We start from the raw sequence: 14,803 nt of genomic DNA on the forward strand, positions 1-14,803 counted from the left end.
GGCGGCGATCCCCCGCTCCGGCATGCGTAGCCACATCATCGTCAGCGGCGAGGACGCGCTGGCGACAACGATCGTCGAGGAGCTCAACAACGCCGGCGTGCACATCGTCAAGCTCACCAGCCCGACCGAGCTTGCCACCGCCGGGATCGCCCGCGCCCGCGCCGTGATCTGCGCCGGGGACGACGACGCGATAAATCTCGAAATCGCCCTGCTGGCAAGGAAAGCCAACCCCGACGTGCGGGTGGTGGCGCGGCTGGCCAACGACGTGCTGCGCACGGCGATGGCCGCCGACAAGCGCCCTGGCGCGATTCTGGACGTCGCGGATCTCGCGGCGCCGTCCGTCGTCGAGGCGTGCCTGGCGCACACCGTGCACCCGTTCGAGGCGGCGGGCATCAGGTTCGTCGTCTCGGGCTCCGAGGCGCCGCGCGACGCGACACTGCGCGAGATCTACGGCGACCTGGCGCCCGTCGCGGTCATTCACGGCGAGAACTGCGCTACCCCGGGCCAGGTGGAGCCATGCCCGGGCCGGGATCTGCAGGTGCACGCCGGCGATTGGACCGCGATGATCGGCACGGCCGACGAGCTGGCCGCCCGCGGCATCAAGGTCCCAAAACCGACCGCGCGGCGGTCGCGCCGGGCCTGGCTGCGCCGACTGCTCGACGCCGCGCGCGGCCTGCGTGACGACGTCAATCCGATGCTGCCGCGCGCCCTGCTGGCCGTGGCGCTGCTGCTGATCGGGTCGACGGTCGTGTTGCGCTTCACCTACCAGCCGCACCAGAAGATGACCTGGCTCGACGCGTTGTACTTCAGCACCGAGACGATCGCGACCGTCGGTTACGGCGACTTCAGCTTCCTGCAGCAGCCCACCTGGCTGCGGCTGTTCAGCATCATGCTGATGCTCGCGGGCGTGACGACCACGGCGCTACTCGTCGCGTTCATGGCGGACCTGCTGTTATCGCGGCGGTTCGCCCATTCGGCCGGCCGCCGGCGGGCCCGCCATCTGCACAATCACGTCATCGTCGTCGGGCTGGGCTCGTTCGGCAGCCGCGTCATCGCCGACCTGGCCGGCGCCGGGTACGAGGTGGCGGTCATCGAGCGCGACGACAACAACCGGTTCCTGTCGGCGGCGGACGATCTGGACGTGCCGGTGATCTTCGGGGACGCGACGCTGCGCCAGACCCTGGCCTCGGCCCGGGTCGACCGGGCCCGCGCGGTGGCGGTGTTGACCCAGGACGATATGACCAACATCGAGACCGGGATCGTGCTGCGCGAGATGCTCGGCCCGCGGGTGATGCCGGAGCTGGTCCGCCCCGACGTGCCGGTCGTGCTGCGCATCTACGACCGCGCGCTGGGCGCCGCGGTGGCGCAGCGGTTCGGCTTCGAGAACGTGCGCTCGACCGTTGATCTGGCCGCGCCGTGGTTCATCGGCGCCGCGATGGGGCTGCAGGTGCTGGGAACGTTCTGGGTGGGGCAGCGCTCCTTCATGGTCGGCGCCATGCACGTGGCCGCCGGCAGCGAACTCGACGGGCTGAAGATGTTCGAGCTGTCCACCCAGACCCGGGTCATCGCGATCACCCGCCAGGACATGCCGGTCGAACTGCACCCGCGCCGCGACGCCTGGCTGCGCGGCGGCGACACCGTCTATCTCGTCGGCCCGTACCGCGAGCTGCTGGCGACGCTGCGCAAGGGCCAGCCGCCGCAGGAGCCTGCCGCCGACGATGAGCGCGCGTCGGCCTAAAACCGCGCGGCCACGTCGGCCGCGCGGCGCAGCTGGTCGAGGTCGGAACTCGTCGGGATGAGCTGCACCTCGTCGGCGCCGATTCCCTGGAACTTCTTCAGCACCGCCAGCAGCTCGTCCTCGCTGCCGGCCCAGCCGGTCATGGGCGCCATCGCGTCGACGTACTCGGCCGGAATCCAGTTCATGTAGCGCAGCAGGTGGCGATGGACCTGGGCGCGGGCCTGCTCGGGTTCGCCGAATGCGAACCAGAACGACGTCACCAGGTGCGGTTTGGGCCTACCGACGTTGGCCCACGCCTCCCGCGCCACGTCGAACAGCTCGTTCTGCTTGGCGACGTCGAGGTCCAGCGTGGTGCCGGCCAGCCCGTCGGCCCAGGCCGCGGCGCTGCGGACGGTCTTCGGCCCGATGCTGCCGACGAACAGCGGCGGACCGCCGGGCTGCACCGGGGCCGGCCCGACCGGCAGCACCGACTCGGTGATCTTTTCGCCGGCCCACACCCGCTTCATCACCGCCACCCGTTCGGCCATGCCGCGCATCGTCTGCGTCGCCGGGTCGGCGCCGACGGCGTGATAGTCCTCGTGCCGGCCGCCCACGCCGATGCCCACCGTCAGCCGGCCGCCGCTGAGCACGTCGCCGGTGGCCAGGCCCTTCGCCAACATGACGGGATCGTGCAGCTGCGGCACGATCACCGTGGTCATCAGCCGCACCCGGGTGGTCCACGCGGCCAGCGCGCCGAGCAGCGTCAGGTTGTCCGGGTTTTCGAACGCGATGCGCTCGCCCCAGCACAGCGACGAGAACGGGCCCTCGTCGATGGCGCGGGCCCAGTTTTCGAGCACCGTCGCGTCCAAATCCGGCTCCATCACCGGCATGGTCATCGCTATCTGCACAGACGCGATTCTGGCAGCATGAGGCAGATGGGTTTCACCAGCACCTCCATCGCGCATGTCCGGCTGACCGTCACCGATATCGAGCGATCGCGGCGGTTCTACGAGAGCGTGTTCGGCTGGCCGGTCTTGCTCGAGGTTCCCGAGAACGCCGACGAGGCCACCCGCAACCAGTTCGCCTTCCTGTTCGGCGGCGTCATCTACGACCTGGGCGGCACGCTGCTCGGCCTGCGGCCGGTCGCCACGGACCGCTTCCACGAGGATCGCTGCGGTCTCGACCACATCGCGTTCCGGCTCGGCAGCAGGGCCGAATTGGACGCCGCGGCCACGCATCTCGACGAGGTCGGCGTCCCGCACGAGCCCGTCAAAGACATTGGCCCGTCCTACATTCTGGAGTTCCGCGACCCGGACAACATCGCGCTGGAGCTCACGGCGCCCAAGTAGGTGCGGACCCGGCGCGAGGATGCGCAGAATGCCAGCCCGCGCGGTGTGTCGCCGGACGAACACGCACGCTCGCGGAGGGGTAAAGAGGAACTATGCCCATCAGTTTCAACCACACCATCGTCGCCGCCCGCGACAAGCAGAAGTCCGCGGAATTCCTCGCCGAACTGTTCGGCCTGCCCAGCCCCAAGCCGTTCGGCCACTTCATGGTCGTCGAGCTCGAGCACGGCGCCAGCCTCGATTACGCCGACGTGCCCGAGGGTGAGGAAGTGCGGCGTCAGCACTACGCGTTTCTCGTCTCGGAGGATGACTTCGACGCGATCTACGGCAAGATCTCGTCGCGCGGCATGGAGCACTGGGCCGACCCTCGCCAACAACGGCCGGGCGAGATCAACCAACGTGACGGCGGGCGCGGCGTCTACTTCCTCGATCCCTGCGGGCATGCCATGGAGATCCTGACCCGCCCCTACGGCTCGGGCTAATCGCCGCGCGGCGAGCCGTGCCGCACGTGTTCCTGGTCCTTGTAGTCGTGGGCGAGTTGCGCGACGTGCTTGGGCAGGGCGCCGGCCGCGACGTCGGCGACGGTGGTCCGTTCCAGCACCGAGCGCATGCTGGCCCGCAGCGCGCGCCACACGTCGGCCAGCGGCGCGGTGGGCCCGGAATAGGGCAGATCGCCGAGCCCGATGTCGCGGACGCTGGCCAAGGGCCCGTCGATGCAGCGCAGCACGTCGGCGATGCTGATCTGGTTTCCGGGCCGGGCCAATTCGTAACCGCCCTCGCGGCCGCGGTGGCTGCGCACCAGGCGATCGGTGCGCAGGTTGGTGAGGATGTCGACGAGAAATTGCGGCGGTATGCCCTGGGCTTGGGCCAATTCGTCGGTCGTCACCAGTGCGCCGCCGTCGACGGTGGCGAGTTGGACCATCGCCCGCACCGCGTACTCCGCCTTGGCCGACATCCGCATGGTGAGGATTGTGCCATCCGCGCGCGGGACTGCTAGGGGCGCAACTCCAGCAGGTCGATGACCCTCTGCGCGTGCTCCTCGACGTCGCGATCCGGCGTCAGCCGCAGGTCCGGATTCTCCGGCTGCTGATACGGGCTGTCGATGCCGGTGAAGTTCTCGATCTCACCGGCGCGCACTTTCGCGTACAGCCCCTTGGGATCACGCTTCTCGCACTCGTCGAGCGGGGTATCGCAGAACACCTCGAAAAACTCCAGGCCGGCGTCGGCGTGGACCCTGCGGGCCAATTCGCGGTGCTCCGCCAGCGGGCTGATCGCCGGCACCAGCACGACCTGGCCGCTGTCGGCCAGCAGCGCCGCCACGTGCGCCAGCCTGCGCAGGTTCTCGGCGCGGTCGGCCATGGAGAAGCCCAGGTCGGCGTTCAGGCCGTGGCGCAGGTTGTCGCCGTCCAAAACGTAAGCGGGAATACCGCTTTCGAGCAGTGTCCGCTCGACCTCCATCGCCACCGACGACTTCCCGGACCCCGACAGGCCGGTGAACCACACCGTCTTGCCGCGGGTCCGGGCGCCCTCGCCGACGAGCGACTTGTGCCGCACGGTGTTGGGGCTGGACGTCTGCACCGAGACGTCCCGCAACACCATGCCCGCCGCCACCGTGCCGTTGGTGTTCGGGTCGATGAGGATGAACGAGCCGGTGCTGGAGTTGCGGGTGTACTCGTCGAGCAGCAGGGGAACCTGGGTGCGCAGCGAGATGCGGCCAAGCTCGTTGAGCTGCAACGCCGTTGCGGACTTGTCGCGGTGCAGGGTGTTGACGTCGAGCCGGTACTCCAGCGCGGTCACCCGCGCGCGGGTGGTCCGGGTGGTGTGCTTGATGAGGTAGTCGCGGCCGGGCTCAAGCGCCGCGTTGTCGGCCATCCAGCACACCGTCGCGTCGAAATCCTGCGTGACCCTGGGCTGGTTGTGGGTGCGGGCGATCATGTCGCCGCGCGAGATGTCGATGTCGTCGGCCAGGCTCACCGAGACGGCCATCGGCGGAAACGCTTCCTGCACAGGGCCGCAGGCGCCCTCGATCGCGGTGATCCGGGTGGTCTTGCCGATCGGCAGCACCACCACCTCGTCGCCGGGACGCATCACCCCGCTGGCCACCGTGCCGGCGTAGCTGCGGTGATCCCGATGCTCGTGGGTCTGCGGCCGGATGACGTATTGCACCGGGAAGCGCACGTCGACCAGGTTGCGGTCACCGGCGATGTAGACCTCTTCGAGGTGCGACAGCAGCGCCGGGCCCTCGTACCACGGCGAGTTGTCCCCCTTGCTCACCACGTTGTCGCCGTTGAGCGCGGAGATCGGGATGGTGGCCACGTCCTGCACGTCGAGCCGGGCCGCGAAGGCGTGGAACTCGTCGCGGATCCACTCGAATCTTTCTTTGTCCCAGTCGATCAGGTCCATCTTGTTGACCGCCAGCACGATGTGCTGGATGCCGAGCAACGACGCCAGGAAGGCGTGCCGTCGGGACTGCTCCAGCAGGCCGTGGCGGGCGTCGACGAGCACGATCACCAGCTGAGCGGTCGACGCGCCGGTCACCATGTTGCGGGTGTACTGGATGTGTCCCGGCGTGTCGGCGATGATGAATTTCCGCTTGGGAGTGGCGAAATAGCGGTAGGCGACGTCGATGGTGATGCCCTGCTCCCGCTCGGCCCGCAGGCCGTCGGTCACCAGCGCCAGGTCGGTGTAGTCGTGGCCGCGCTCCTCGGACGCCCTTTCCACCGACGCCCATTGGTCTTCCATCACGGCCTTGGAGTCATACAGCAGGCGCCCGATCAGGGTGGACTTGCCGTCGTCGACGGAGCCGGCGGTTGCGAGCCTCAATAACGTCGTCATCAGAAGTAACCCTGCCGTTTGCGGTCTTCCATTCCAGCTTCCGAGATGCGGTCGTCGGCGCGGGTCGCACCCCGCTCGGTCAACCGCGCCACCGCCGTCTCGGCGATGACCTCGCTTACGGTGGCGGCCTCCGACTCCACGCACCCGGTGCACGTGACGTCGCCGACGGTGCGGAACCGCACGGTGGCCTCGAACACGGGCTCGTCGGCGCGCGGCTGCATGTGCCGGTCGACCGCCAGCAGCATGCCGTCGCGCTGAAACACCTTGCGCCGGTGCGCGAAATAGATCGACGGCAGCTTGATCTTCTCGGCGCCGATGTAGGACCAGATGTCGAACTCGGTCCAGTTGGACAGCGGGAAGACACGGATGTGCTCGCCCTTGTGGTGCCGGCCGTTGTAGAGGTTCCACAGCTCGGGCCGCTGGGCCTTGGGGTCCCACTGCCCGAACTCGTCGCGGAAGCTGAACACCCGCTCCTTGGCGCGCGCCTTCTCCTCGTCGCGGCGCGCGCCACCGAACGCGGCTTCGAACTTGTTCTCCCGGATGGCGCGCAGCAGCGTCACGGTCTGGATGGGGTTGCGCGACGGGATCGTCTCGACGACCCGGCCCGCGTCGATGTCCTCCTGCACCGACGCCACCACCAGCCGCACCCCCGACTCGGCCACCAATTCGTCGCGGGCGGCGATCACCTCGTCGAAGTTGTGTCCGGTGTCGACGTGCATGACCGGGAACGGCAGCCGCCCGGGCTTAAACGCCTTGAGCGCCAGGTGCAGCATGACGATGGAGTCCTTGCCGCCCGAGAACAACAGCACCGGGCGCTCGAACTCCGCGGCCACCTCCCTGATGATGTGGATCGCCTCGGCCTCGAGCGAGCGCAGATGGCTCAACTCGTACTGGCCGGCCGCGGGGGCCGCGTTGACAACGCTGGTCATAGGCACCTCGTTGTATTCCCGATAAACTTGGTCGAACTGACCATCTTTATGGTCATTGTCCTATATGGAACCAGCCGGTCCCGCCGGTGTCAATGACCTGTCGGGTATTTGCGGGGGCTCGCCGATGCGAAAGCATGGACGCATGGCAACTGAAACGCAGAGCGGCCGCGATGTCATCTCGCAATTCCTCCCCCAATCGCCGTTCGTCGCGAAGCTGGGTATCGTCGCCGATCAGCTCGGCGACGACGAGGTCCGGCTGCGGCTGCCGTGGGATCCCTCCAACGTCACCGTCGGCGACATGGTGCACGGCGGCGCCATCGCCACCCTCGCCGACCTGACCGTCATGGCGGCGGCGTGGTGCGGCGCCGACGCTCCCCCGTCGCTGCGCGGCGTCACGGTGTCGATGGCGCTGGATTTCATGGCGCCGGCCCGGGCCACCGACCTGATCGGGGTGGGCCGGGTGCTGCGGCGCGGGCGGTCGCTGGTCAACTGCGAGGCGGACATCGTCGACCCGTCGGGCACGCTGGTCGCCAAGGCGTTGGCCACGTACAAGGTGGGCTAGTTTTTGCGGCGAGCAGACGCAGAATCGCATCAGATCGCGGCTTTCCGTGCGATTCTGCGTCTGCTCGCGCTGGGAAGGCGAGAGCGCTAGAGGGTGACTTCCTGGAGCTTGCCGGTGGCGACGTCGAAGACGAAGCCGCGCAGCGACACGTGCTTGGTCACGAACGGGCTGTTCTCGATGCGGCGCAGCGACTGACGGACGTCTTCGGCGGGATCCGGGAACGCCTCGGCCGCCCACGGCGGCTTGACCCCGGTCTCGTCCTGGATGGCGCGCTTGAAGTCGTCGTCGGTGAAGGTGAGCATGCCGCAGTCGCTGTGGTGGATCAGGATGATCTCCCGGGTCCCCAGCAGCCGCTGGCTGATGGCCAGCGAGCGGATCACGTCGTCGGTGACGACGCCGCCCGCGTTGCGGATGACGTGGGCCTCGCCCTCGTTGAGGCCGAGCAGGCGATAGACGTCGAGCCGGGCGTCCATGCACGCGACGACCGCGACGTGTTTGCTCGGCGGCATCGGCAGCGGGCCCTTGAAGGTGCTCGCGTACCGGGCGTTGTTGGCCAGGTAGTCATCGGTAACGGTCACGCAAGCCTCCTCTGAATGTGGCGGCCTGAAAGTAGCAGCCAGCCACCCGTAATTCAGGCATGAAAATCAGCCGGATCACAAGGCTCCGCTCGGCTGGTTAACCTGTCCCAATGCGGAACGGGCGGCTCGGTCGGGCATGATTCGCTTCCTCGCGCGCCGGTTGCTCAACTACATCGTGCTGCTGGCGCTGGCGTCGTTTCTGACCTACTGCCTGACCTCGGTGGCCTTCTCGCCGCTGGACAGCCTGTTGCAGCGCAACCCGCGCCCGCCGCAGGCCGTCATCGACGCCAAGGCCCACGCGCTCGGCCTGGACAAGCCGATCCCGATCCGCTACGCGAACTGGGCCTCGCACGTCACCCGCGGCGACTTCGGCACGACCATCACCGGACAGCCCGTCGCCGCCACGCTGTGGCGCCGGGTCGGGGTCAGCCTGCGGCTGCTGGTGGTCGGCTCCGTGGTGGGCACCGTGCTGGGCATCGTCGCCGGGGCGTGGGGCGCGATCCGCCAGTACCGGCTCAGCGACCGCGTCGTCACCCTGCTGGCGCTGCTGGTGCTGAGCACTCCGTCGTTCGTCATCGCCAACCTGCTGATCCTGGGTGCGCTGCGAACCAACTGGGCCGTCGGCATGCACCTGTTCGACTACACCGGTGAGACGTCTCCGGGCGTGGCCGGCGGGTTCTGGGCGCAATCGCTCGACCGGTTGCGGCACCTGATCCTGCCCACGCTGACCCTGGCGCTGATGGCCGCGGCGGGATACAGCCGCTATCAGCGCAACGCGATGCTCGACGTCCTCGGGCAGGACTTCATTCGCACCGCCCGCGCCAAGGGGCTGACCCGCCGGCGCGCGCTGTTCAAGCACGGGCTGCGCACCGCGCTGATACCGCTGGCCACGCTGTTCGCCTACGGGGTGGCCGGGCTGGTCACCGGGGCGGTGTTCGTCGAGAAGATCTTCGGCTGGCACGGCATGGGCGAATGGCTGGTGCAAGGGATTTCGGCCCAGGACACCAACATCATCGCGGCCATCACGCTGTTCTCCGGCACGGTGGTGCTGCTGGCCGGCCTGCTGTCCGATGTGTTCTACGCGGCGCTCGATCCGAGGGTGCGGGTGTCATGACGGCCCAAGTGTCTGCGGCGCAAGGGGTTTCGACGCCGGAAGGGTTCACGTCGCGCCGGACGCTCGTGCTGCGCCGGTTCGGGCGCAACCGGCTCGCGGTGGCGTCGCTGACGCTGCTGGTGTTGCTGTTCGTCGGCTGCTACGCGCTGCCGTCGCTGCTCCCCTACTCCTACGATGACCTCGATTTCAACGCGCTGCTGCAGCCACCCAACACCCGGCACTGGCTCGGCACCAACGCGATGGGCCAGGACCTGTTGGCGCAGATCCTGCGGGGCATGCAGAAGTCGATGCTGATCGGCGTGTGCGTGGCGTTCATCTCGACCGGTATCGCCGCCACGGTCGGGTCGGTCGCGGGCTATTTCGGCGGCTGGCGGGACCGGGTGCTGATGTGGGTGGTCGACCTGCTGCTGGTGGTGCCCAGCTTCATCCTGATCGCGATCCTCACGCCGCGGGTGAAGAAGTCGTCCAGCGTCCTGTTGCTGGTGCTGCTGCTGGCCGCATTCGGGTGGATGATCAGCTCGCGCATGGTCCGCGGCATGACCATGAGCCTGCGCGAGCGCGAATTCATCCGCGCCGCACGGTATATGGGGGTCTCGAGCCGCCGGATCATCGTCGGCCACGTGGTGCCCAACGTGGCGTCCATCCTGATCATCGACGCCGCGCTCAACGTCGCCTCGGCCATCCTGGCCGAAACCGGCCTGAGCTTCCTCGGTTTCGGGATCCAGCCGCCCGACGTGTCGCTGGGCACGCTGATCGCCAACGGCACCCAGTCGGCGACCACGTTCCCGTGGGTGTTCCTGTTCCCGGCCGGGGTGCTGGTGCTGATCCTGGTGTGCGCCAACCTGACCGGCGACGGGCTGCGCGACGCGCTCGACCCGGGCAGCGGGATGGGGCGGGGCGGCGCCCGATGAGCCCGCTGCTGGAGGTGACCGACCTGGCCGTGACGTTCCCGACCGACGGCCAGCCGGTGACGGCGGTGCGCGGCATCAGCTACCGCATCGAGCCCCGCGAAGTCGTGGCCATGGTCGGCGAATCGGGGTCGGGCAAGTCCGTGTCGGCGATGGCGGTGGTGGGGCTGCTGCCGGAGTACGCGCGGGTGCGCGGTTCGGTCCGGTTGCAGGGCACCGAGCTGCTGGGGCTCGGCGACGACGCGATGTCACGGTTCCGCGGCAAGACGGTCGGCATGGTGTTCCAGGATCCGATGTCGGCGCTGACGCCGGTGTACACCGTCGGCGACCAGATCGCCGAGGCGATCGAGGTGCACCAGCCGCGCGTCGGCCGCGGGGCCGCCCGCCGGCGCGCGGTCGAACTGCTTGAGCTGGTCGGCATCTCGCAGCCCGAGCGGCGAGCCCGGGCGTTTCCGCACGAGCTCTCCGGCGGCGAACGGCAACGCGTCGTCATCGCGATCGCGATCGCCAACGATCCCGACCTGTTGATCTGCGACGAGCCCACCACCGCCCTGGACGTCACCGTGCAGGCGCAGATCCTCGAGGTGCTCAAGACCGCCCGCGACGTCACGGGCGCGGGCGTGCTCATCATCACCCACGACCTGGGCGTGGTCGCCGAGTTCGCCGACCGGGCGCTGGTGATGTACGCCGGCCGGGTGGTGGAGTCGGCCGGCGTGAGCGACCTCTACCGGGCCCGCCAGATGCCGTACACGGTGGGCCTGTTGGGGTCGGTGCCCCGGCTGGACGCCGCGCAGGGCACCCGGCTGGTGCCCATACCCGGCGCGCCGCCGTCGCTGGCCGGGCTCGATCCCGGATGCCCCTTCGCGCCGCGCTGCCCGCTGGCCATCGACGAATGCCGCGCCGCCGAACCGGAATTGATCGAACTCTCTGTCGATCATCGGGCCGCCTGCATCCGCACCGATCAGGTCGGCGACCGTAGCGCCGCGGACATCTACGGGGTCAACACCTTGGCGCGCATCGAGGCGGCTCCCGGCGACTCGCCGGTCGTGGTGCGGGTGCGCGATCTGGTCAAGACCTACCGGCTGACCAAGGGCGTGGTGTTCCGCCGCGCCGTCGGCGAGGTCCGCGCCGTCGACGGCGTCAGCTTCGAGCTGCGGCAGGGCCGGACGCTGGGCATCGTCGGCGAGTCGGGTTCGGGCAAGTCGACCACGCTGCACGAGATCCTGGAACTGGTTGCGCCGCAATCGGGTTCGATCGAGGTGCTGGGCGACGACGTCGCCGCGTTGAGCCCGGTGAGGCGCCGCGAGCTGCGCCGTGACATCCAGGTCGTGTTCCAGGACCCGGTGGCGTCGCTGGATCCGCGGCTGCCCGTCTACGAGCTGCTGGCGGAACCGTTGCGGGCCAACGGCTTCGACAAGAGCGCCACGTTCGCGCGGGTCGCCGAGCTGCTGGAGATCGTGGGCCTGCGCCGGGCGGACGCGACCCGCTACCCCGCCGAGTTTTCCGGTGGCCAGAAGCAGCGCATCGGCATCGCGCGGGCGCTGGCGCTGCAGCCGAAGATCCTGGCCCTCGACGAGCCGGTGTCCGCCCTGGACGTCTCCATCCAGGCCGGGATCATCAACCTGCTGCTCGACCTGCAGGAGCAGTTCGGGCTGTCGTATCTGTTCGTTTCCCACGACCTTTCGGTGGTCAAGCACCTGGCGCATCAGGTGGCGGTGATGTACGCCGGCGCCATCGTGGAGCAGGGCGACAGCGAGCAGCTGTTCGCCAATCCGCAGCACGACTACACGCGCCGGCTGCTGGGCGCGGTGCCGCATGTCTAGGTTCTTTGGCGCCGAGTCTGCGCTCAGAGCGCCGGTTTGGGGTGTTTTCACGCGCTGGACGCAGTCTCGGCGGTGGCTGAGCCTGGTGGTGGTCGCGGCGTTGGTGCTCACCGGATGCTCGCCGGCCATCGACCTGACGCCCCCGACGGGCAACACGGCCTCGATCGGCACGACCAGCGACCTCAACCCGCGCGACCCCGCCACCCTGCGGGACGGCGGCAACCTGCGGCTGGCGCTCAGCGACTTTCCGCCCAACTTCAACATCCTCAGCATCGACGGCAACTCGGCCGAGGTCGCCTCGATGATGAAGGCGACGTTGCCCCGGGCGTTCGTGATCGGGCCGGACGGCTCGACCACCGTCGACACCGACTACTTCACCAGCGTCGAGCTCACCGGGACCAACCCGCAGGTGGTCACCTACACCATCAACCCCAAGGCCGTCTGGTCCGACGGGACGCCGATCACCTGGCAGGACATCGCCAGCCAGATCCACGCGCTGTCCGGCGTCGACAGGGAATTCCAGATCGCCGGGCCCAGCGGCGCCGACCGCGTCGCGTCGGTGACCCGCGGGGTCGACGACCGGCAGGCCGTCATGACGTTCGCCAAGCCGTACGCGGAATGGCGCGGCATGTTCGCCGGCAACGGCATGCTGCTCCCGGCCAGCATGACTTCCACTCCCGAGGCATTCAACAAGGGCCAGCTCGACGGGCCCGGCCCGACGGCGGGCCCGTTCATCGTGTCCTCGCTGGACCGGACCACGCAGCGAATCGTGTTGACCCGCAACCCGAAATGGTGGGGGCCGCGCCCGCGGCTGGACAGCATCACCTACCTGGTGCTCGACGACGCCGCCCGGATCCCGGCGCTGCAGAACAACACGATCGACGCGGCCGGGATCGGCACCGTCGACCAGCTGACCATCGCCCAACGGACCAAGGGCATTTCGATACGGCGCGCCCCCGCCCCGAGCTGGTCTCACTTCACCCTCAACGGCGCCCACGGGTCGATCCTGGAAGACAAGGCTTTACGGGTCGCCGTCTCCAAGGGCATCGACCGGCAGACCATCGCCAAGGTGGTCCAGTACGGCCTCACCAGCAACCCGGTGGCGCTGGGCAATCACATCTATGTCGCCGGGCAGCAGGGCTATCAGGACAACAGCTTCATCGTCCCCTATGACCCGGCCGCGGCGAGCCGGGAGCTAGATGCCCTGGGGTGGAAGCTCAACGGCCAGTTCCGGGAGCGCGACGGCCGCCAGCTGGTCATCCGGGATCTGTTCTACGACGCGCAGGGCAGCAAGGTGTTCGCGCAGATCGCCCAGCACAGCCTCGCGCAGATCGGCGTCAAGCTCGAACTCGTCGCGCGGTCCGGCAGCGGCTTCTTCACCAACTACGTCAACGTCGGCGCCTTCGACATCGCGCAGTTCGGCTGGCTCGGCGACGCGTTCCCGCTCTCGTCGCTGACGCAGATCTACCAGTCCGACGGGGCGAGCAACTTCGGGAAGATCGGCAGCCCGGAGATCGACGAGGCGATCGAGCGCACGCTCGAAGAACTCGATCCCGTCAAGGCGCAGGCGCTGGCCAACGACCTCGACAAGCTCATCTGGGCCGAGGGGTTCAGCCTGCCGCTGACGCAGTCCCCCGGCGACGTCGCGGTGCGCAGCACGCTGGCGAATTTCGGCGCGGCCGGCCTCGGCGACCTGAACTACACCGCGATCGGGTTCACGCGGACCTGATCCGCCGCCGCAGCATCGCGGGCAGCCGCAGCACCGGCAGCGCGCCCTCCGCGATGGCGGCGAGTTCTATCGCCTTCCACAGCAAGCGAACCGACGGCCGCGGGGGCAGCGCGTCCAGCGCCGGCCCCTGCGCGGCCAGGCCCTCGAACTCGCCGCGGAACACCGCGCCGGCGACGGCCATGGCCGCGGGCTCGCGAAAGTCCAGCGCGCTGTGGGCCATGGTGGGCAGCTTGAGCAGCTGCGCGTTGGGAATCAGGGACGCCACCCGCTGGGCGACCGGTGGCGGCGTGATGAGGTCGCGGCCCCCGGACATCACCGCGGTGGGCCAGCCGAAATTCGGCATCTCGGCCGGCAGGTCGTATGGTTCGTCCTCGAAAGTCACCGTGTGGGTGCGGTGTTCACGCTCGGCCACCGCGGGGTCGAGCGGCAGGCCGTCGGGCTCGGCGGCGTAGTCGAGTTCGCGAAAGGCGATGCGGCTCACCAGGTCTTCCTCGTACCGGTACGGAAGGTTGCCGAGGGTGGCGAACCGGGACAGCGCCCACCACAACAGCCTTCGGTCGTCGAGCAGCAGGTCGAGTTGCCGGTCGAGCACGGCGGCCCCGCCGTGGCCGTAGATCGTCGCGACCACCTGGGTGGCCGACGCCGTCATCACGCCGGCATCGACGAGTTTGCGGACTTTCGGTGCCAGCGGCGCGGTTTCGGGGCTGTCCCCCCTGAGCAACAGCCGGCGGATCGCACGGCGCACGATCACGATGTCGTGCCGCGACAGCAGCGGCGAATCGAGGACCATCGCCCGCACCCGGCCGGGGTGGCGCACGCCGACCCCGGCGGCGATGTAAGTGCCGTACGACGTTCCGTAGATGACCGCCGATTCCATGCCGGCGTCGTCGAGCACCGCGGCCACATCGTCGACGACCTGATTGACGGTGAGGGCCTCGGGTGGCAGGTCGGCACCGGAGTCGTCGTGGCGCGACATTCCCACCCCGCGATGCTCGATCATGATGACGTCGAGGCCCGCGGCGGCGGCCCGGCGCCGCAGCCCCTTGTACATCTGGACCGACGCGACTCCCGGGCCTCCCGGGATGATCACCAGCGGGTGGGTGGACTTGCGGCCGCCGCGCACGTAGTAGAGATCGAACTCTTCGGCACTACCCGGCGAGACAGGCCGACGCACCGCCCGCACACCGGGCAATGCCGCCAGCTTTTCCTGCTGCCGACGCCGATTCGAGTTCATGGTCATAGCGCTCCACCGAGACAAATAC

General features: G+C 68.9%; 13 protein-coding genes and 1 pseudogene. 8 read left to right on the forward strand and 6 right to left on the reverse strand.

Going from position 1 to position 14,803, the window contains the following annotated elements; translation table 11 throughout:
* Nucleotides 1–22 precede the first annotated feature (22 nt).
* A complete protein-coding gene (locus AC5Y5E_RS20335; RefSeq protein WP_499904521.1) occupies nt 23–1,738 on the forward strand; it encodes an NAD-binding protein in 1,716 nt (571 codons plus the stop codon).
* Here AC5Y5E_RS20335 and AC5Y5E_RS20340 read toward each other — a convergent pair.
* On the reverse strand, nt 1,735–2,613 hold the full coding sequence (locus AC5Y5E_RS20340; protein ID WP_499905017.1) for an LLM class flavin-dependent oxidoreductase: 879 nt from the start codon (nt 2,611–2,613) through the stop codon (nt 1,735–1,737). The genes AC5Y5E_RS20335 and AC5Y5E_RS20340 overlap by 4 nt on opposite strands.
* Before the next feature lie 39 nt (nt 2,614–2,652).
* On the opposite strand from AC5Y5E_RS20340, the gene AC5Y5E_RS20345 reads away from it, so the two are divergent.
* Both AC5Y5E_RS20345 and AC5Y5E_RS20350 read left to right on the forward strand, forming a co-directional pair.
* Entirely contained in the window at nt 2,653–3,066 is a 414-nt protein-coding gene (locus tag AC5Y5E_RS20345; protein ID WP_499904522.1) for a VOC family protein, read from the forward strand.
* Nucleotides 3,067–3,158: 92 nt separating this feature from the next.
* The gene (locus tag AC5Y5E_RS20350; protein WP_499904524.1) at nt 3,159–3,545 is read left to right on the forward strand and encodes a VOC family protein; all 387 of its coding nucleotides are present in this window, start codon (nt 3,159–3,161) and stop codon (nt 3,543–3,545) included.
* Here the strand turns inward: AC5Y5E_RS20350 and AC5Y5E_RS20355 are convergent.
* From AC5Y5E_RS20355 to cysD, 3 genes and pseudogenes are all read right to left on the reverse strand, one after another.
* Nucleotides 3,542–4,024, reverse strand: coding sequence for an Rrf2 family transcriptional regulator (locus tag AC5Y5E_RS20355; RefSeq protein ID WP_499904525.1), 483 nt, complete (start codon nt 4,022–4,024; stop codon nt 3,542–3,544). The genes AC5Y5E_RS20350 and AC5Y5E_RS20355 overlap by 4 nt on opposite strands.
* 32 nt (nt 4,025–4,056) lie before the next feature.
* Nucleotides 4,057–5,898, reverse strand: coding sequence for an adenylyl-sulfate kinase (cysC, locus tag AC5Y5E_RS20360; protein WP_499904527.1), 1,842 nt, complete (start codon nt 5,896–5,898; stop codon nt 4,057–4,059).
* Nucleotides 5,898–6,883, reverse strand: a pseudogene (gene cysD / locus AC5Y5E_RS20365) (sulfate adenylyltransferase subunit CysD). The gene cysC and the pseudogene cysD overlap by 1 nt, the downstream one beginning before the upstream one ends.
* 86 nt (nt 6,884–6,969) lie before the next feature.
* On the opposite strand from cysD, the gene AC5Y5E_RS20370 reads away from it, so the two are divergent.
* Entirely contained in the window at nt 6,970–7,389 is a 420-nt protein-coding gene (locus AC5Y5E_RS20370; RefSeq protein ID WP_499904528.1) for a PaaI family thioesterase, read from the forward strand.
* Nucleotides 7,390–7,475: 86 nt separating this feature from the next.
* Here the strand turns inward: AC5Y5E_RS20370 and AC5Y5E_RS20375 are convergent, their stop codons facing one another.
* Entirely contained in the window at nt 7,476–7,967 is a 492-nt protein-coding gene (locus tag AC5Y5E_RS20375) for a beta-class carbonic anhydrase (protein ID WP_499904529.1), read from the reverse strand.
* Between the two features lie 136 nt (nt 7,968–8,103).
* On the opposite strand from AC5Y5E_RS20375, the gene AC5Y5E_RS20380 reads away from it, so the two are divergent.
* The 4 genes from AC5Y5E_RS20380 to AC5Y5E_RS20395 are packed head-to-tail and all read left to right on the forward strand — an operon-like array spanning nt 8,104 to nt 13,541.
* The gene (locus tag AC5Y5E_RS20380; RefSeq protein ID WP_499904531.1) at nt 8,104–9,081 is read left to right on the forward strand and encodes an ABC transporter permease; all 978 of its coding nucleotides are present in this window, start codon (nt 8,104–8,106) and stop codon (nt 9,079–9,081) included.
* On the forward strand, nt 9,078–9,992 hold the full coding sequence (locus AC5Y5E_RS20385) for an ABC transporter permease (RefSeq protein WP_499904533.1): 915 nt from the start codon (nt 9,078–9,080) through the stop codon (nt 9,990–9,992). Before AC5Y5E_RS20380 ends, AC5Y5E_RS20385 begins: the two co-directional genes overlap by 4 nt.
* The gene (locus AC5Y5E_RS20390; protein WP_499904535.1) at nt 9,989–11,812 is read left to right on the forward strand and encodes a dipeptide ABC transporter ATP-binding protein; all 1,824 of its coding nucleotides are present in this window, start codon (nt 9,989–9,991) and stop codon (nt 11,810–11,812) included. The genes AC5Y5E_RS20385 and AC5Y5E_RS20390 overlap by 4 nt, the downstream gene beginning before the upstream one ends.
* Nucleotides 11,805–13,541, forward strand: coding sequence for an ABC transporter family substrate-binding protein (locus tag AC5Y5E_RS20395; protein WP_499904537.1), 1,737 nt, complete (start codon nt 11,805–11,807; stop codon nt 13,539–13,541). Before AC5Y5E_RS20390 ends, AC5Y5E_RS20395 begins: the two co-directional genes overlap by 8 nt.
* Here AC5Y5E_RS20395 and AC5Y5E_RS20400 read toward each other — a convergent pair.
* Complete coding sequence (locus AC5Y5E_RS20400; RefSeq protein WP_499904539.1) at nt 13,528–14,781, reverse strand: alpha/beta hydrolase; 1,254 nt, start codon at nt 14,779–14,781, stop codon at nt 13,528–13,530. The two genes, AC5Y5E_RS20395 and AC5Y5E_RS20400, sit on opposite strands and share 14 nt — an antisense overlap.
* Nucleotides 14,782–14,803 lie beyond the last annotated feature (22 nt).

The organism is Mycobacterium sp. NGS54, from assembly GCF_059812465.1.